At 59.1% G+C, this 17938-nt stretch carries 11 protein-coding genes; 10 read left to right on the top strand and 1 reads right to left on the bottom strand.

The genetic code is table 11. From position 1 onward, the window contains the following. Positions 1 to 2 precede the first annotated feature (2 nt). The 8 genes from MYS68_RS32855 to MYS68_RS32890 all read left to right on the top strand — a co-directional run bounded on the left by MYS68_RS32855 (position 3) and on the right by MYS68_RS32890 (position 14703). Positions 3 to 1610 carry a type 2 periplasmic-binding domain-containing protein gene (locus MYS68_RS32855; RefSeq protein ID WP_248929805.1) on the top strand — a complete coding sequence of 536 codons (1608 nt, stop codon included), beginning with the start codon at positions 3 to 5 and terminating at the stop codon, positions 1608 to 1610. Next, positions 1607 to 3391, top strand: coding sequence for a DUF4091 domain-containing protein (locus tag MYS68_RS32860; RefSeq protein WP_248929806.1), 1785 nt, complete (start codon positions 1607 to 1609; stop codon positions 3389 to 3391). The genes MYS68_RS32855 and MYS68_RS32860 overlap by 4 nt, the downstream gene beginning before the upstream one ends. Continuing rightward, positions 3388 to 4662 (top strand): Gfo/Idh/MocA family protein, encoded by a 1275-nt coding sequence (locus tag MYS68_RS32865; RefSeq protein ID WP_248929807.1) that lies wholly within the window; start codon positions 3388 to 3390, stop codon positions 4660 to 4662. The genes MYS68_RS32860 and MYS68_RS32865 overlap by 4 nt, the downstream gene beginning before the upstream one ends. Before the next feature lie 45 nt (positions 4663 to 4707). Further along, positions 4708 to 10149: a polysaccharide lyase family 8 super-sandwich domain-containing protein gene (locus tag MYS68_RS32870; RefSeq protein ID WP_248929808.1), complete on the top strand. Its 5442-nt coding sequence runs from the start codon at positions 4708 to 4710 to the stop codon at positions 10147 to 10149. A gap of 745 nt (positions 10150 to 10894) precedes the next feature. Next, positions 10895 to 11224, top strand: a complete 330-nt coding sequence (locus tag MYS68_RS32875) for an ArsR/SmtB family transcription factor (RefSeq protein WP_248929809.1) — start codon at positions 10895 to 10897, stop codon at positions 11222 to 11224. A gap of 267 nt (positions 11225 to 11491) precedes the next feature. Next, positions 11492 to 12343 carry a sugar phosphate isomerase/epimerase family protein gene (locus MYS68_RS32880; protein WP_248929810.1) on the top strand — a complete coding sequence of 284 codons (852 nt, stop codon included), beginning with the start codon at positions 11492 to 11494 and terminating at the stop codon, positions 12341 to 12343. A gap of 7 nt (positions 12344 to 12350) precedes the next feature. After that, a complete protein-coding gene (locus tag MYS68_RS32885) occupies positions 12351 to 13292 on the top strand; it encodes a helix-turn-helix transcriptional regulator (protein ID WP_248929811.1) in 942 nt (313 codons plus the stop codon). A 688-nt stretch (positions 13293 to 13980) separates the two neighbouring features. Next, positions 13981 to 14703 carry a stalk domain-containing protein gene (locus MYS68_RS32890; protein WP_248929812.1) on the top strand — a complete coding sequence of 241 codons (723 nt, stop codon included), beginning with the start codon at positions 13981 to 13983 and terminating at the stop codon, positions 14701 to 14703. 132 nt (positions 14704 to 14835) lie between these two features. Here the strand turns inward: MYS68_RS32890 and MYS68_RS32895 are convergent, their stop codons facing one another. Further along, on the bottom strand, positions 14836 to 15699 hold the full coding sequence (locus MYS68_RS32895; protein ID WP_248929813.1) for an aldose epimerase family protein: 864 nt from the start codon (positions 15697 to 15699) through the stop codon (positions 14836 to 14838). Positions 15700 to 15869: 170 nt separating this feature from the next. Here MYS68_RS32895 and MYS68_RS32900 point away from each other — a divergent pair, with 170 nt between their 5' ends. Together MYS68_RS32900 and MYS68_RS32905 are read left to right on the top strand one after the other, a co-directional pair. After that, entirely contained in the window at positions 15870 to 16595 is a 726-nt protein-coding gene (locus tag MYS68_RS32900) for a hypothetical protein (RefSeq protein ID WP_248929814.1), read from the top strand. Between the two features lie 140 nt (positions 16596 to 16735). Then, positions 16736 to 17857 carry a DUF3048 domain-containing protein gene (locus MYS68_RS32905; RefSeq protein ID WP_248929815.1) on the top strand — a complete coding sequence of 374 codons (1122 nt, stop codon included), beginning with the start codon at positions 16736 to 16738 and terminating at the stop codon, positions 17855 to 17857. The last annotated feature ends 81 nt before the right edge of the window (positions 17858 to 17938 follow it).

Raw genomic sequence — 17938 nt, forward strand, 5'->3', positions numbered from 1 at the left:
GAGTGAAAAAGAGACGGCATGTGAAGAAAACGGCAATCGTGAGCCTGCTGCTGGCGGCAAGCATACTCTCGGCTTGCGGAGGCGGAGCGAAAGCCCCCGAGGGCGGGAACGCATCCGGGCAAAATCAAGGTCCGATCGCGATCGATTGGCTCGCCTACAACTCGTACAACCAGCCGAGCGTGGACAACCCGATCGGCAAAATGGTGCAGGAGCGGTTCAACGCGACGTTCAACGTCTGGTACATCGACCCCAAGAGCTGGGACGACAACCTGAACGTGAAGCTCGGCTCGGGCGTCATGCCCGACATCATGAAAATTCCGAATAAGCAAAACATCGCCAAATACGTGAAGCAGGGTATTCTCGCGCCGATTCCGCGGGAGATGCTGGAGAAGTATGCGCCGCAGTACACGAAATATATCGACGATAAAAAAATATGGGATCAGGTGACGTACGACGGAAAAATTTATGCGATCCCGACGACCAATCCCGACGGGGAATACCCGACGGCGGTGGTCTGGCGCGAGGACTGGCTGAAAAATGTAGGCATCACGAAGACGCCGGAGACGATTCAGGAATACGAAGCGGCGCTGACCAAGTTCCGCAACGAGGACCCGGACAAAAACGGCAAGAAGGATACGTACGGCATGTCCGACTTCGCCATCCCGAATATTCTCGGCGCGTTCGGGCATCCGGGCATCATCGATTTTAAAGGCAACCAGAACGGCGTGTCGCTGGAGTTTACGAAAAAAGGCGACAAGGTCGTGTTTGCGGCGACGCAGCCGGAAATGAAGGAAGCTTTGGCCCTGCTGCAAAAATGGTACAAGGACGGGCTGATCGACCCGGAATTCGTCACCTCGGAAAATTCGTCGGGGTACTGGGCGCACAGCCAGGCGTTTTACAACGGCCGGATCGGCCTTACCGGCAAAGGCGCGCATTACCATTGGCGCAACGAGCTCGATCCGTCCAACCCGGCCGACAAGGGCGGCGGATCCTTCGAGCAGTTCAAGAAATCCCAACCGAACGGAACAGTCGCGCTCGGCAAGCCGGCGGTCGGTCCGCAAGGGAAATCCGGCACGCCGCAATGGGATATTTCGAGCATGCCGGTCGGCATTACGACGAAGGCGGCGAAAGATCCGCGCAAGATGGAAACGCTGCTGAAGATGGTCGAGACGGCCGCCACCGATTTCGACTATTACGTCGCGGTTCGCAAAGGGACGAAGGATGTCGACTACAAGCTGGAAAACGACCGCTACGTCAATCTGATCACGGATTCGAACAACCCGGAGGAGAAGCGGGGGCTGAATATTTTCCACGTGCTTGTGGCGAACGATTTTTACAAGAAAATTTCCGGCAAATTCAACTACGATTATGCGGACAAACATTTTAAATACAGCGGTTATTCGCCGGTTTTCGTTCCGCCGGTCGATTCGTACACGAAATATTTGGCATCCCTCTACAAGCTGACGCTGGAAACGTATTACAAAATTATAACGGGCGAGCTTCCGGTCAGCGCTTTTGACGATTACGTGCAAAAGTTCAAATCCGGCGGCGGCGATGCGATCGAGAAGGAAGCGAATGAGGCGCTTGCCGCGAACAAGGCGGGCAAATGACAGCCGGGGGTGACGGATTCGTGAAGATGAGCTTCGGCTTGCAGTCGATGTACTACAAATATGCATGGGGCGTCAACTTCTGGAACGAGGCGGAGCGGGATACGGAGGCGAAGCATCGGGAGCTCGTTTGCTGCAGGGGCGACTCCGCGGCGATGCAAGCGGTGGTCGGGGCGGACAGCGACTTTATGCTGACGGTCGGCACAAGCGCTCTTTTCTGGAAAGGGGGGCCGCTGCCGATCGTCCGCGTCGAGCTTCACTCGAACGCCCTGCAAGAAGGCATCCGGGCGGAGATCAAGCTGATCGGGCTGGTGGAGGATGACGACGGGACACGCAAAGCGGATATGCTTTTGGATGAGCGGCATATGTTCGTGGAGAAGCGGAGGCTGCAGCAAGTATGGATCGAGTTCCATGCTTCTGCGGATGCGCGGCCGGGCTTGTATTCGGGCAAAATTCGGCTGTTTACGCATACGCTCTTCGAGGATGAGGAGCCGGCCGGAGAGCTGGCGTTCAGCCTGAAGGTGCTGGAGCGGGTTCTTCCCGCTCCTTCGCAGTACGGCTTTTACCTGGACCTGTGGCAGCATAACTCCAATATCGCGCGAAAATATCAGGTGCCGCTTTGGTCCGACGAGCATTTTGCGATCATCGACCGCTATCTGGAAAGCCTCGGGCAGCTAGGGCAGAAGGCGGCGACGCTGGTCGTCTCGGAAATTCCGTGGTCCGGGCAGGGGACGCATACGGACGCGGAGCCTTCGGATTTGTTCGAATACAATATCGTCGGGGTCAACCGCCGGATGGACGGCACGTTTTCATACGATTACAGCGCGTTGGACCGCTATGTCGAGCTGGCCCGGCGGCACGGCATCGCGGAGGAAATCGAGCTGTTCGGGCTGCTGAACGTCTGGCAGACGCGGGACGGCGTATACGGCGCCCCGATTCGCGACTATCCGGACGGAATCCGCATCCGCTATTACGACGAAGCGACGGGGACGTTCCGGTTTATGCGCGAGCGGGTCGAGCTGGAGCATTACGTACGGGCGCTGGAGGCGCATTTTAAAGCGAAGGGCTGGACCGGCCGGGTGCGCATTATGGCCGACGAACCGGCCGATTTGGCGCAGTTCGGGGAGAGGCTGTCCGCGCTTCGGCGGATGGCCCCTTCGTTTGCGTACAAAATCGCGATCAATCATGCCGAGTTTATTGCCGCGAAGCTCGAGGGCATGCGCGATTATGTGCCCAAGCTGAACTGCGCGCTGCACGAGTTTGACCGCATCCGGGAGCTAAGGTCCCAGGTGGCGGGACGGATGCTGTATTACGTCTGCAACAACCCCCGCAGACCGAATACGTTCATCGGCTCGCCGTCGATCGAATGCCGGATCATTCCTTGGCTGGCCGCGAGACTGCAGCTGGACGGCTTCCTGCGCTGGAACTATACGGTGTGGCCGGACCGCCCGCTGGAGTCGATCCGCTACCGGCCGTCGCATTGGCCCGCGGGAGAGACGAATTTCGTCTACCCCGGGGCGGGCGGGAAGCCGCTGCTTTCTTTGCGCTACAAATGGCTGCAGCGCGGCATCCGCGACTTCGAGCTGATGAGGCAGCTCGCGGACGAGGGGCTCACTGCGCAGGTGGGGGCGCTGCTGAGCGGCGTCTTCCGTTTCAAGGACGAGGAGCTGGGCGCCGTTTCGCTGAGCGGCGACGCCGAAAAGCTGTACAGCCTGGAGCCTGCCGATTACGATCGTTTGTTCGGTCTGCTGGAAGCGATGGAAGAAGGAGGAGTTTGCTTATGACGAACGGTCGGAAAAAAACGGCGGTTATCGTCGGCGCGGGCCAGCGCAGCTTGATCTACGCGTCCTATGCCGAACGGCATCCGGAGGAGCTGGACATTGTCGCCGTCGTTGAGCCCGATCCGGAGCGCAGACGGCTGGCCGCGGAGCGGTTCGGGATCGCGGAGGAAAACGCGATGGCGACCGTCGAGGAGCTGGTCCGGCGCCCCCGGCTCGCCGATGCGGCGATCAACGGGACGATGGATGAGCTGCATGTGGAGACGACGCTTCCCCTGCTGGAGCGGGGGTATGATGTGCTGCTGGAGAAGCCGATCGGCGTCACCGAGGAGGAGACGCTGCAGCTGCTCGAGGCGGCGCGGAAGCACGGACGCATCGTGATGATTTGCCATGTGCTGCGGTACGCGCCTTTTTACAAAGCGGTCAAAGAGCTGATCGCCGCAGGGGAAATCGGCGAGGTGGTGAACATCCAAACCTCCGAGCATGTCAGCTATCACCATATGGCCGTGTCGTTTATCCGGGGCAAATGGAATTCCGAGGCGAAATGCGGCTCGTCCATGCTGATGGCCAAGTGCTGCCACGACCTCGACTTGATCTCATGGTTTGCCGGCGAAGCCCGCCCCGTCAAAGTAAGCAGCTTCGGCAGCCTGATGCAGTTCAGACCGGACAAAGCTCCGGAAGGCACGGGCACGCGGTGCCTGACCGATTGCCGGATCGAGGAGAGCTGTCCTTATTCCGCGCGCAAGCATTATATCGACCAAGGGCGCTGGGGGTTTCACGTCTGGAAAAACCATCATCTCGGCGTCGAGCCTGCGGAAGCGGAGAAGCTGGAGGCGCTGCGCACGGACAGCCCTTACGGCCGCTGCGTCTGGCATTGCGACAACGATGTGGTCGATCACCAGTCCGTCATCGTCGAGTTCGACAGCCAAATGACCGCCTCTCACAATATGGTGGGGGCCACGTCGAGGCCTTGCCGCATTTTGCATGTGATCGGAACGAAAGGCGAAATCCAGGGCGTGCTGGAGGACGGATTTTTCCTGCTGCGGCATCCGGATCCGCGGCGCGGACACGAATACAGCGAGCGGAAAATTGCGGTCGATGTGACCGGCGACAGCCACGGAGGCGGCGATCTGCTGCTCGTTCACGATTTTGTGCGCGCGCTTCGCGGCGAGCGGCCGTCGATCTCGTCGACCTCTCTGGAGCGGTCGATCGACGGGCACCGGATCGGATTTGCCGCAGAGCGGTCGAGGAAGCTGGGCAGCGTCATCGTTCTTTGACCTTGAGGTGCCGGATTGTTAACCGAGAAAGGAGCTGCATGTAAAATGAATAGAGCGTTTTCCAGGCTGCTTTCGATTGTTCTTTGTTGGGCACTTGCCGTTCCGCCGCTTTCCCTGACGGCCGCCGCCGCCCGGGCGGAAGCGGCCCCGGTGGCGGGAGCCGCTGCCGATGAGTTCGACCTGCTGCGGCAGAAATGGTATGACGTGCTGACCGGAGGAAATGCCGCCGATTCGAACGACCCCGATATTGCCGCGCAAATTCGCATGATAGAGGACCGCGTGCAGAACGGGCAAAACGGAGCGTGGGACACGCTGCAAACCGGCGCGGACCGTACAAGCTGCGACTGCCTGTGGACCGATTTGACCGGGGTGACGAAGTCCGGCAACAACGTCGTGGCGTACGACCGGCTTCGCTCCATGGCGCTCGCTTACGTGACTCCGGGCAGCCGCCTGCGGGGCAGCGACGCATTAAGGGCGGCCATCGTCGATGCGCTGGATTGGATGTACGCGAACCGGTATAACGAAAATACGGTCAGATACGACAATTGGTACCATTGGGAAATGTCCGGCCCGGAAAATTTGATGGATACGGTCGTCCTGATGTACCCCTATTTGACTGCGGAGCAGATCGGGAATTACATGCGGGCGATCAAGTCGTTTGCGCCGGACCCCAACCTCGCGAACGGTTCGCCGGGAACGGGGGCGAACCGCGTGGAGAAGGCGTGGGTGTACATGCTGCGGGGAGTTCTCGCCAGAGACGGCGCAGACATCGCCCTTGCGCGCGATGCGCTCAGCGACAGGACGGGAACGTCCACCTCGACGGGCGGCGTCAACAACGTGTTCGCCTATACGACCGTTCCGGAAGCGGACGGCATGCATACGGACGGTTCGTTTCTGCAGCACGGTCCTCATCCGTACATCGGAAATTACGGAACGACCTTTTTTCAGCTGATCGCGAATGCAGTGTACTTATTGAACGGGTCTTCCTGGGAAATCAAGGACCCTCTTGTTTCGAACGTATCCAAATGGGTGTACGACTCGTTTGCCCCGACGCTGTACAAGGGAGGGCAGATGGATATGTTCCGCGGCCGGCTGATCTCCAACTCCGGCGTGCAAAGCCATGTGGCCGGGCACCGGGTCATCCAGGGCGTGCTCACCGCCGCGTTGTTTGCGCCTGCAGCCGATGCGGAAGCTTTTAAGCGGATGGTCAAATCGTGGGTTACGGAGGATACGTACCGGAGTTTTCTGCAAAACGCTCCGATTTTTTACTCCGCTCTTGCCAAACAAATTGTAAGCGATTCCGCGATCGCTCCTTACGGAGAGATGGTGCTAAGCAAAAATTACACGCAGTCGGACCGGATCGTTCACAGGCGGCCCGGGTTTGCTTTCGGCATCGCCATGTCGTCCACCCGCGTATACCGCTACGAATCGATCAACGGGAACAATCTGCACGGCTGGCGCATGGGCGACGGGATGACGTACTTGTACAACGGGGATCTGGGCCAATATGACGGAGATTACTGGGCGACGGTCGATATGTACCGGCTGCCGGGCATTACGACGGCGGTACAGACGCTGGACGACAAGGCGGGGCAGAGCACGAAGACGCCTTACAGCTGGGTCGGCGGCGCTTCGGACGGCGAATTCGGCGCGGTCGGCATGCAGTTTAACCCATACGGAACCGACCTTACGGGGAAAAAGTCGTGGTTTCTGTTCGACAACGAAATCGTCGCGCTCGGCGCCGGCATCACCTCCTCCAAAGGGCAGCCTGTCCAGACCATCGTCGAAAACAGGCGGCTGAACGACGCGGGCAGCAGCGTCCTGACGGTGAACGGGGAGGCGCAGCCGGTTTCGATGACAGGCGGAGCGCAAACGTACGCGGATGCCCGCTGGATGCATTTGGCCGGGAGCGGGGCGAATTCCGATATCGGGTATTATTTTCCGGCCGGAAGCACAGTTTACGGGCTTCGCGAGGCACGCACCGGCTCGTGGGGCGCGATTCAAGGACCCGCCGAAACCGAACCGATCACGCGGAACTACCAGGAGCTTTGGTTCGATCACGGCACGAATCCAAGCGGTGCAAGCTATCAATACGCCGTTTTGCCAGGCTTGTCCCCGATCGAAACGGCGCAGTACGCGGCCGATCCCGGGTTTGTCGTGCTCGAAAACTCGCCGGATGTCCAGGCGGTGAAGGAAAAGAGGCTGGGCATCGTCGGAGCGAATTTCTGGAACGACACCCCGGCGACCGTCCGGGTTGACGGAGCGAACTGGCTGTCCAGCAATGCGAAAGCGTCGGTTCTCACGAAGCAAACGGCGGACCGAGTGGAAATATCCGTGGCCGACCCGACGCAGCTAAGGTCGCAGCCGATTGAGCTGGAGCTGTTCCAATCGGCAAAGGCGGTGCTCTCGGCGGACCCGCGGATCACCGTGAAGCAGCTGAGCCCGACCGTTCGCTTGTCCGTTGACCCCGGCGGGGCCGAGGGGAGAACGTTCCGGGCCGCGTTCTCCTTAATCGCCGGCGATGACGGCGCTGCGCCCGGCACGCCCGCCAATTTGTCGGCGGAGCCGGTTTCCTACAGTGAGATTCGCTTAAGCTGGTCTCCTTCGGCTGCCCCCGCGGGCGGTGTGGCGGGGTACAACGTTTTCCGCAACGGCGAATTGGCGGCGACCGTATTTTCGCCGGGTTATACCGATGCGGGGCTGGCGGCGGAGACGGAATATGAGTACACGGTTCAGGCGTTCGGGCCGTCCGGTCTGCTGTCCGGGATGAGCGCGCCGGCCCGGGCCGTAACATTGCAGGCGGATTTATACGTCATCCGCGACAATTTTGAAGATGCCGCAGCCGGCGCCGCTCCGTCCGGCTATACGGTCGATGCGTCCGGGGGCAGCGCGGAGGTGGCCGAGCTGCCGGGCGCACCGAACAAAGCGCTGAAGCTCTCCGACAGCAGCGCCGCGAAGGCGGTGGTGGCGACGAAGCCGCTGGGTGCGCAGAAGGCGATGTTTTTGGCGGAGTTCAGCATCATGCTGCCGGCGGCAAGCGACTACCATTCGTGGAACGTGCAGGGCGACGGCGGTGTCAATGCAGTCACCGTGATGACCTCCAAAGGGAACCTGATCTTCAAAAACGCAGCCGGAGGCGATACCGTCCTTCAGCCATACAGCCCGAATACGTGGTACACGATCAAAATATTGGCCGATCCGGGCACGGACACGTGCAATATTTACGTCAACGGCACGGTGCGCGCGAGCGGCGTTCCTTTTCGCAATGCCGTGTCCGCTTTGACGGCTTTCGCGGTGTCGACGAGCGTGTCGGGAACCGGGACCGTCTATGTGGACGACATCGCTGCGTATCCGTTCATTGCGGTGCTGGACGACTCGTTTGACACGGAGAAACCGGGCGCCGCGCCGGGTGGTTATACGATCGATACGGCCGGAGGAACGGCGGCGGTTGCCGACGCGGCTGCCGTTTCGGGCAAAAGCGTGAAATTCGAGCAGACGGCTGAGCGTAAGGCGGTGAGCGCCTACAAAAGGTTTTTACCGCAAAAAGGCGTGGTCGGTGCGGAGTTTGACATTATGCTGCCGGAAGCGAAGGATGGGCGCGTTTGGAGCTTGCAGGACGGGAGCGGCCGCAGTGCGGTCGCGGTCCGGACGTCGGGTGGACGCCTGGTTGCAGTCGGCGCTTCGGGGGAGGACGCTGTCCTGCAGCGTTACGAGGCGAACCGCTGGTACCGCATCAAGGTGATGCTGGAGTTCCCGAAACAGCGGTACAGCGTATATATCGACGGTGTCCTCCGAGCCTCAGGGCTAGCGCTGGCAGCTCCCGTGTCCGAAGTATCCCGCTTCGCCGTCTCCAGCGGTGCGGAGCAAACCGGCGCTTTTTATATGGATGGCGTCCGGGTATACCCGTTCGAGTTTCTGCTGGACGACGATTACAACGGTGAAGCGACCGGTGGGAATCCAAGCGGCTACGTGCTGGATACGGGCGGGGGAACGATGAAAATCGACGAAGTGCCCGGCGCTGTAGGCAAAAGCTTGAAGTTCGCGGACAACTCGACAAAAGCGGCCGTCGCGACCAAAGGGTTCTTCCCGCAGACGGGTCAGACGATTGCCGAATTCGATGTGATGCTGCCCGCTTACAGCGCGTATCATTCTTGGAACCTGAAGGATAAGGCCGGTACGAACGGCGTCACGGTAATGACCTCCTATATCAACGGGACAAACGTGTTCATCTATAAAAACGCAGCCGGGGGCGATACGGTCATCGGGCCCTACGACCCGAACGTTTGGTATCGGTTCAAAATCATCGCCGATCCCGCCGCAGGCCGCTTTTCGCTTTATATGAACGGCGAACTGAAGGTCATCGACGCGGCGTTCCGATATGCGGTTACGCAACTCGCGGCTTTTGCGTCATCCACCTCTACCGGGGGAACGGGTACTTTTTACTTGGATAACGTGCGGGTATATCCGGCCGATTTGCTGGAAACGCAGGACCCGGTCATTACGGTGGAGGGCGAGCATGTAAGAAACCTGCCGCTGCATGAGCCGTTTACGGCTCCGGCTTACAAAGCGGCGAGCGCCTACTACGGCGATTTGACCCGGGACGTTGCGGTCAGCGGCAGCGTGTATACGGACGCAGCCGGGCAGTACACGCTGCGTTACAACGTAACCGATCCGAAGGGGAGAAAAGCGCGGGAGGTTACCGTGACGGTAAACGTTTATGAGCCGGATACGACGCCGCCGGTGACGACCGCCGCGGCAGTCCCGTCCGCGCCGGACGGCTTGAACGGGTGGTATGTGCATCCGTTCCGGGTGCAGCTTTCCGCAGCGGATGATGCGTCCGGCGTGCAGCAATCGGTGTACTGCCTGGATGGCGGTGCGACGTGGCGGCTGTACGAGACGCCGATCCGGTTGGAGCAGGACGCGGTGTATACGCTGCAGTTCAGGTCGGTAGATCTGGCGGGGAACCAGGAGGTGACGAAGGCGGTCTACCTGAAGCTGGACACAGCGGCGCCTGTGATTGAGGTGAATGTCCCCGGGGCGGGGACGCCGGTGTCCGATGCCGGAGACTGGCTGCCGCAGGTGACCGTGGCCGATCGGCTGTCCGGAGTTGACGACCGCCGGACCGTCATCACGCTGGATGGCCGGCGGCTGCAGCCGGGGGCGGTTATCCCGCTGTATACGCTGGAGCCCGGCCGGCACGAAGTGGCCGTCACGGCCCGCGATATGGCGGGCAATGCGGGCAGCGTGACATCGGCTTTTGTCACGGAAGTGAGCGTGGAGTCGCTGAAAGAGCTGGTGGCCCGTTTTGCCGGAGATAAAAGCATCGATCGAGCCGGCATCGCTGGCAGTTTGCAAAAGAAGCTGGAGCATCGCGAACTGGAAAGCTTCTTGAGCGAGGTGCAAGCGCAGAGCGGCAAGCATATTTCCCGCGAGTCGGCGGGCTATTTGATCAGAGATGCGCGGCGGCTGCTGGATCGCGGCAAGTAAACATTTTCGGCACAATCGTAAAAGCCTCGGCCTTCGGCGCCGAGGCTTTTTTAACGTTCGGAGAAGTTTAAAAAGTTCGTTAGAGCGATAAAGCGTCTCCCGGATTTACCCGCTCTCAGCCTTGGGAAGGCTCTCGGCGGCTGCCAGCCGGCTGAGAGACGGAAAAGACGTCTCTCAGCCCTCGCTTGTGGCTGTAAGCAGGTCTGAGAGGCGGATTAACCCGCTCTCAGCCGCAGGAAAGCCCTCGCCACCAGCCGCCAGCGGTCTGAGAGGCGGAAAAATCGCCTCTCGGCCCGCGCTCATGGCTGTAAGCAGGCCTGAGAGGCGGATTCACCCGCTCTCAGCCACGAGATGGCAGGTTCACTTCACCCCATCTGTTTGCAGCGTTTTTCTCAAGAATGCTTTTGGGGGATTTGTTCATATTTGGCTGTTGAAGGACATGCAATAACAGCAACCTTATGCTGCCTTTTCCGAAGCGCGAATATGTTTCGCTTGAAACAACGATCGGGAGGAATTAAAATGAGTACGATTATCGGTGCGGAAACAACCGCGAAAGTACAAAGTCCGGCCACGTACAAAGTTACCGCCTAATGGGCTGCGACGGTGCTGTTTGCCTTCGCTGCGGGGGCCGAGAGGAAGTGGCGAGCGCGAAAAGCCGCAAGTCGGGGATTCCGCGAAGCGGCTGCCGTTCCTCCATACGCCATAAGGTGTCAGATGCGGAACATGAAAATTAGGAGAGGGTGTTGTGAAAGAGAACAAGCAGTTACGAGATGTGTATGATGCGATTGCAGATCCGACCAGGCGCCGGCTGATTCGCCTGTTGGCGGATGGAGATGAGCTTCCGCTTCATGAATTGACGGTGCATTTTCAGATGGGCCGCACAGCGGTATCCAAGCATTTGACCATCCTTAAAGAGGCAGGGCTCGTGACCGATCGAAAAGTCGGCAGAGAAACGCGGTTTCGGCTGAATGCCGCTCCGCTCAGAGAAATTCAAGATTGGGTGGCTTTCTACAGCAAGTTCTGGAGTACGAATATGCTTCGTTTGAATAAGCTGTTAGAGGAGGAAGAAGACTGAGTTCAACATTATCCCTGAAATTGCAGTACAAAACGTCGATCGAGAAGGTTTGGTTCGCTTTAACCGAAGGCGTTGGAACCATTACCAAAATACGAATCGGAGGCGCGGCGCGAACCCGCCGGCTCAAACGACCGGGATCCCAATATCGATAAGGGGTCCCGGTTTATTGCTTTTTGCGACTTTTGTAAACGTGTGCATGGTCAACGGTGCGCCGCATTGATATAATAGGGGCAAGCAAATATTCCCCTTTTAACGGAGGTTTTGAACATGAAATTGTCCGTATTTACGGTGGTTACCCCCGATCTGACGCCCGAAGAGTTGGGGCAAGCGGCGAAAGAAGCGGGTCTGGACGGCATCGAGTGGAGATTTAAAGAAATTCCCGAAGCGGTCAAAGACGAGCAGCCGTCGTTTTGGCGGCGCAACTTATGCTCCATCGATCCGGGTGCGACGGACGAGGAGCTGGAGAAGTTCGCCAAGGTGGCCGCGGACCACGGATTGGAAACCGTCAGCGTCACGCCTTACCTGACGGTGGGCGATCTGGCCGCGACGGAGAGGGTGATGCAGGTGGCGCAGAAGCTGGGTGCCCGCATGATCCGCGTCGGCGTACCGGGCTATAACCGAACGGCCAACTATAACGACCTGTACGAGCAGGCGGTCCGGTACTTGCACGATGTGCAGGACATGTCGAAGCAGTACGGCATCAAAAGCCTTGTGGAAACGCATCATATGACGATCGCGCCGAGTGCGGGACTGGCGCACCGGCTCGTGAGCGGCTTCGATCCGGAGTGGATCGGCGTCCTGTTCGACCCGGGCAACATGATCCACGAAGGGTTCGAAAACTTCCGCATGGGGCTCGAGCTGCTCGGCCCTTATCTGGCGCACGTGCATATCAAGAACACCGGCTGGGAAAAAGGCGGCCGCCGCGAAGACGGTACCGTCATCTGGCAATCGAAATGGGAGCCGATCGATGAGGGCATCGTGCCGTGGGGCCAAGTGTTTGAAGACCTGAAGTCCGTCGGCTACGACGGCTACATCGGCGTCGAGGATTTCAGCGGCCGTTATTCGTCCCGCGAGCTGCTGAAGCGGTTCGCCGAGCAGGTTCGCGCGTTCGTGGGCTGAGGCGGCGATGAATCGGACGGACCGGCTCATGGCCATCGTGCTCGAACTGCAAAAGCATAAGGAACAGCGCGCGGAAGATTTGGCCGCCACGTTCGAAACGAGCGTGCGCACGATCTACCGGGACGTGCAGGCATTGAGCGAAGCCGGCGTGCCGATACGGGCCGTGCCCGGTCAAGGTTACTCGCTGATGGAGGGCTATTTCCTGCCGCCGGTGTCGTTTCACGCCGAGGAGGCGGCGGCACTGCTGCTCGGCCTCGACGCGATCGAACCGCTCGCGGGAGGCCCTTCCCGCGGGCACGCGGCATCGGCCAGATCGAAGATCGAGGCGATCCTGCCCGCGGATGTGCGCGAGAGGACCGATGCGGTCCGCTCGCGCGTGCGGGTGCTGTCGTTTCCCCCGCGGCAGCGGGAGACGGTGGAGCTGCTGCGCCAGGCGGCGGCCGAGGAGCGCTCGGTGCGCATCCGCTACCGCGCGAAGGACGCCCGCTACAGCGAGACGGAGCGCGAGACCGAGCGGGTGATCGATCCGTACGGGATCGTCTACGTGCAGGGCGCCTGGGTGGCGATCGCCCATTGCCGCCTGCGGCAAAGCTTGCGCCACTTCCGGATCGACCGGATGAGCGATGTGGTATGGACGGACGAGCGGTTTACGCGTCCGGCCGATTTTTCCATTCGCGATTATGAGCCGGGGGAGGATCGCCGGACGGAAGTGCGCATCCGGCTGCGGGGACGGGCGATCGATCGTTTCCGCGAGACGGATTATTTTTACGTAGAGGAAAGCAAGGAAACGGAAGACGGGCTCATGGTGACGCTCAAGGTGCGCTATGAGGAAGAAATTTTGCACTGGGTGCTCGGCTGGGCGGAAGAGGCGCTCGTGCTGGAGCCGGAATCGCTGAAGCGGAAGGTTGCGGCGGCGGCGCGGAACATTGCCGGCCTTTATGGCCGGTAACCCGTTCGAGTCCGTTAACACTTGTAAACTTTGCGGCGTCCGCCAATCCTATATGCGGCGGTTAAAGCGGCAGGCGGCGCCAGCGGAAGATCGCGGACAGCGTCGGTTTGTACCGGAAAAAATGAAGGAACTATTTTCCGCTAAAACGGAGTGAAGCAGCCCCGAACCGCTCAAACAGGCAAATAACCGCTAATTTTCAAAAATATCGGTGATCGGTCATGTTAGCGAGCCGTAGTTAACTGTAGTTCCGCTATGCCCCGGAAAAAGTGACGGGAAGGCGATACCGGCCGCATCCATCGTCCATATGAAGCCCCGTGCAGCACCGCAACGTACGCCGGGAGTTTGGAGCCTACGCGCCCGGCACGTTCCCGCTCTTCTTAGATGCCTCTCTTTTCCAGCCTGTTCATCCTTCTTTCGAATCGCCTCTTCACCTCCTTCCGATTTTCACCAACCATACCCTCCCGCATGAAAGCCAGCCATATTTATGACGAGTCATCCCGTAAAACATGACAAGGTCACCCTGCGAAAGAGGCCGTTAGTATCTGACGCGAGCTTGCCTCAGAAGCGATAATACAAGTGAACGTATTTTAGGTGGTTGCAGCTTCGGAGGAGGAGACATTCGACAAGCGTAACGAAAATGGACGATTCAGTTTAATGTAAGGAACTATATTCGTTTCAGCGGGAGGCTATGATGAAAAAAAGATTCGATTCGAGAACATGGGTGACGACGGGGCTGGCTTCGATGCTGGTTCTTAGTTTGACGGGCAATGTGTTTGGGGCGGGGACGCTCACCGAGATCAACGTTTATTTGAATACGGGAATCAAGGTCATGTTGAACGGAAAAGCGTTCGAGCCGGAGGATCCGGATACCGGCACGAAGCTGGTGCCCATCACTTACAGAGGTTCGACTTATTTGCCGATGCGTGCGGTCGCGGAAGCCGCCGGCATGAAGGTGACCTGGGATCCGAATACCGAAACGGCTTATTTGGGAGAAGTAGGAGGAGATATTGCCAAAGGGGAGATCAGCTACATAAAAGCATCCCCCGAATTTGTCTACAACGGCGATAAAATCTACAGGCTGGGCAGCAGAACGCCGGAAGAATTGACGACGGCGGACGGCACCAAATTCAGCTTCGGATACGTCACCGGAGGCAGCCGGTCCGTCAACATGGAAGTGACGACCAAATTCGAATACAGCAAATTCAAAGCGAGAATATGGGCGGCGGACACGCTGACCAAGGACGATTTGCAGGTTAAAATCGTTGACGAAAACAACGTTACGGTCAAAGATCTGAAAGTGCCTAACGGAAAAATAACCGACCTGGAGCTTGATGTGAAGGATACGAAGGCGCTGCGCATTTATGTCCAGGGCGACAAGAGCATTGTCGGGGAACCGATGCTCGGTAAATAAAACGGTACGGAGGCGGCTGGCCGGCTGCCTCTTTTTCTTTTTCTACGACGGTTACAGGGAGCGTGAAAAAAACCTCTGCCGGCTTGGCAGAGGCAAGAGTGCGTATAAGGAGCCAAAGAGGAGGCGTGTCGACTACAACAAGATTTTCAGCTCCGTCGTCAGCGAGGCACCGGGAGCAATCATCGTCAGCTCCTGCTTGCGGTTCAGTTCATGCCGTTTGGCCATCCACGGCTCGACGCATACGTAAGGCTGGCCCGGCGTCGTCCAGAACACGATATAGCGGAATTCCGGCCCGTACTCCATGCGGACGGAGACCCCTCCGGGAGTTTGAAAGCGGATGTCGTTTCTGCCTGCATCGAGCAGCAGGACGGCTTCTTTTTTATCCGTCAAATCGAGCTGTCCGTCAAAAGGCTTCTCCAAGCCGTCGTTCAGGTCGAGCTGGCGCGTCGCGTCGGTGTCGACGGAAATGTGCTTCGATTCCGCCAGGAAGTACGGATGAAATCCGGCGTACATCGGCATGGCGCTGTCGCTTCGGTTCGTGTAGTGCTGCACGATGCGGAGGGAGGCATTTTGCAGCACGTAAGTGAAGCGCAGCTCGAAATCGAACGGATACGCCTGCAAAGTAGCGGCATTGCCGGCCAGCGACACCGTGATCGAGGCGGATTGCTCGTCCGTATGCACGTCCTCTACGCGCCATGGCTCGTCCCGTGCGACGCCGTGGGCCTTCATCTCATAGGTGTGGCCGTTCCATTCATATCTTCCGTTCTCAAGTCCCCCGCAAATCGGGAACAGCACGGGAATTCCCCCGCGAACATTGGCCTGCGGATCGTAAAACGTCTCCTTGTTCAAAAACAGCAGCTCTTGTCCGTTCAGCCGCAGACCGGTGACGATGCCTCCGCGCTCCGGCGCGATCGTCAGGGCGGAATCGGTGCTGCGCTCCGTGAGCTCGTACATCTCATACTTGTCCTCGAAGCGGCGGAATTCATAACCAGACATGGCAGATGCTCCTTTCCAAATACATGTTTCAGCCGAATCTGTCCCTTATCATAACATGAAAAATTTGCCTGATCTATCGCCGACATACTTTTACATTTTTTGAAACAAATCGGTCGTCCTCCGCGTATAAAAAGATATCTTACATTAATCCTTCCAAGGAAGTGCCTATCATGAACGATCAACTTTCCGAAAATAGACCGGCACCTGAGCAAACGTCCGGTTCCGCTTCTTCCAAAACGAAGCTGATGGCCGGTTTGTTTCTGGCCGCGGCCGTAACGGCGGCAAGCGGCTGCGCCCAATCTCCGCCCAAGTCTGCTGTGCCTGTGCCGCCCCCCGCTTCCGTTCCGGGAGCTGCATCCCAGGCCGTGCCCGGCGATGCCTGCATCGATCAAAACGAGGACGGACGCTGCGACGACGACGGCAGCGACATTGACCGTTCGCGGTCTGTGACTTATTACAACGGTATCCCTTATTACAGCAGAACCACCCGCGTGTATAACGGCACACCGCCCCCGTCCTCCGGCGGAAGCGGCGTCGTTTCCGGTACGGCAACAGCGCCTCGTTCGAGTGCGGCAGCGGGCACGGAAACCCAGGCCAAGCCAAGCGAGCCCGCCAAGCCCAGCACACCGACGACCAGCTCGAGGACGGGGTCGTTTTCAACGGGCAGCTCATCTGCGTCAGGCGCAACGTCCGGCTCCTCTTCCGGGAGCAGCTCGTCCAAAGGAAGCACGTCCGCTTCAAACGACGGCAGCTCGTCCAAGGGAAGCACGTCCGCCTCAAGCAGCGGCAGCGTAAGCAGCCCATCCTCGGGCAGCAAGTCGTCCGGCAGCGGAATCAGCAGCGGCTCTTCCGCCAAAGGCGGTATCGGAAGCTCCAGCTCAAGCAGCAGCAGCTGACGCTCCGCCTTAAGGCAAGCAGCGGATCCGCCTTCGGCGCGGATATCCGGCAGCTTGTCTTTTTTTCGGCCAAAGTACCTATTCTATTCTTTTAACTATCGGAATATAGATTACAAGACTAGAACAAAGAGGTGATGGCCATGAAAAAACGATGGAGGAAGCGGCTGAAGCAAATCGTCAAATTAGGCCGCCTCGCGCTGCTTGCCGGGTGCGTTGCGGGGCTCGCCGCGGGGTGCAGCCCCTCCGCCAAGGAGGGGGTAAGCGACCCGGCCGCACGGAAAACGAGCGTACCTAATGAGCCGGCTTCCAGCCGGGAGCGGGCGAGCGCCTTCCGGTTCCCGCTCATCGGCACCGGAAGCGAACGGGAAGTAAAGGAGCGGCCTGTCATAGTGATGGTCGAGAACGCTCCGCAGGCAAGGCCGCAAAGCGGGCTCGATCAGGCCGATCTCGTCTACGAGGTGCTTGCGGAAGGCGAGATCACCCGCTTTCTTGCCGTCTATCAGAGCAAGTCGCCGCAGGTGATCGGGCCGGTGCGCAGCATTCGCCCTTATTTCGTCGAAATCGGCACCGGGCTTGACGCGCTGATCGTGCATGCCGGCTGGAGCCAGGACGCAATGGATCTGATCGCGCAGCGCAAGCTCGACCATCTCGACGAGGTATACGGCGACGGCGCTTACTATTGGCGTTCCACGGAGCGGAAGATGCCGCACAACCTGTATACGAGCATGGAAAAAATTCGCCAAGGCGCCGCGAACAAAAAGTTTCGCACCGAATGGAACGGACCGCAGTTGACGTTTGCCGCTTCTCCGGGGACCGCCGCTCCATCCGCCGCAGCGAAGGCGGGGGCCGATCCGGCCAGGCCGGCCCAGGGGACGGAAACCAAAACGGCAAATAAGGTCACTATACCGTATATCCGCGGCTACAACGTGTCATATCAGTACGATGCCGCGTCGGGCAAATATAAACGTTTCATGGAAGGACAAGCGCACGTCGACAAGGAGACCGGCGAGCAGCTCACCGCAACCAACATCCTGATCTGCGAAAGCAAACATCAGGTTATCGATAAAGAAGGCCGCCGCCAGGTGGATGTGTTTGGCCCGGGCAAAGGTTATCTTGTTCAAGCGGGGACGCTGCAGGAAGTGACCTGGCAGGAGAAAGACGGCATCATCCGGGCGTTTTCCGGCGGCAAGGAGCTGCCGCTGCTGCCCGGGCAAACATGGATACAGATCGTGCCTGAAGATTGGGGCGTTCAGACGGAATAACGGGCGGTTCGACCGACCGCCTCGCAGAGCTGAAACGAATGCTTCGGATGGGTGTGCATGGGGAGCTGCGGCGGTGGCTCC

The sequence above is a fragment of the Paenibacillus hamazuiensis genome (genome assembly GCF_023276405.1).
GTDB lineage: Bacteria > Bacillota > Bacilli > Paenibacillales > NBRC-103111 > Paenibacillus_AF > Paenibacillus_AF hamazuiensis.

Coding starts and splice junctions, on each gene's coding strand:
- MYS68_RS32900 (WP_248929814.1), top strand. CDS start 15,870: ATGAACGATCAACTTTCCGAAAATAGACCGGCACCTGAGCAAACGTCC.
- MYS68_RS32870 (WP_248929808.1), top strand. CDS start 4,708: ATGAATAGAGCGTTTTCCAGGCTGCTTTCGATTGTTCTTTGTTGGGCA.
- MYS68_RS32890 (WP_248929812.1), top strand. CDS start 13,981: ATGATGAAAAAAAGATTCGATTCGAGAACATGGGTGACGACGGGGCTG.
- MYS68_RS32885 (WP_248929811.1), top strand. CDS start 12,351: ATGAATCGGACGGACCGGCTCATGGCCATCGTGCTCGAACTGCAAAAG.
- MYS68_RS32895 (WP_248929813.1), bottom strand. CDS start 15,699: ATGTCTGGTTATGAATTCCGCCGCTTCGAGGACAAGTATGAGATGTAC.
- MYS68_RS32865 (WP_248929807.1), top strand. CDS start 3,388: ATGACGAACGGTCGGAAAAAAACGGCGGTTATCGTCGGCGCGGGCCAG.
- MYS68_RS32880 (WP_248929810.1), top strand. CDS start 11,492: ATGAAATTGTCCGTATTTACGGTGGTTACCCCCGATCTGACGCCCGAA.
- MYS68_RS32905 (WP_248929815.1), top strand. CDS start 16,736: ATGAAAAAACGATGGAGGAAGCGGCTGAAGCAAATCGTCAAATTAGGC.
- MYS68_RS32860 (WP_248929806.1), top strand. CDS start 1,607: ATGACAGCCGGGGGTGACGGATTCGTGAAGATGAGCTTCGGCTTGCAG.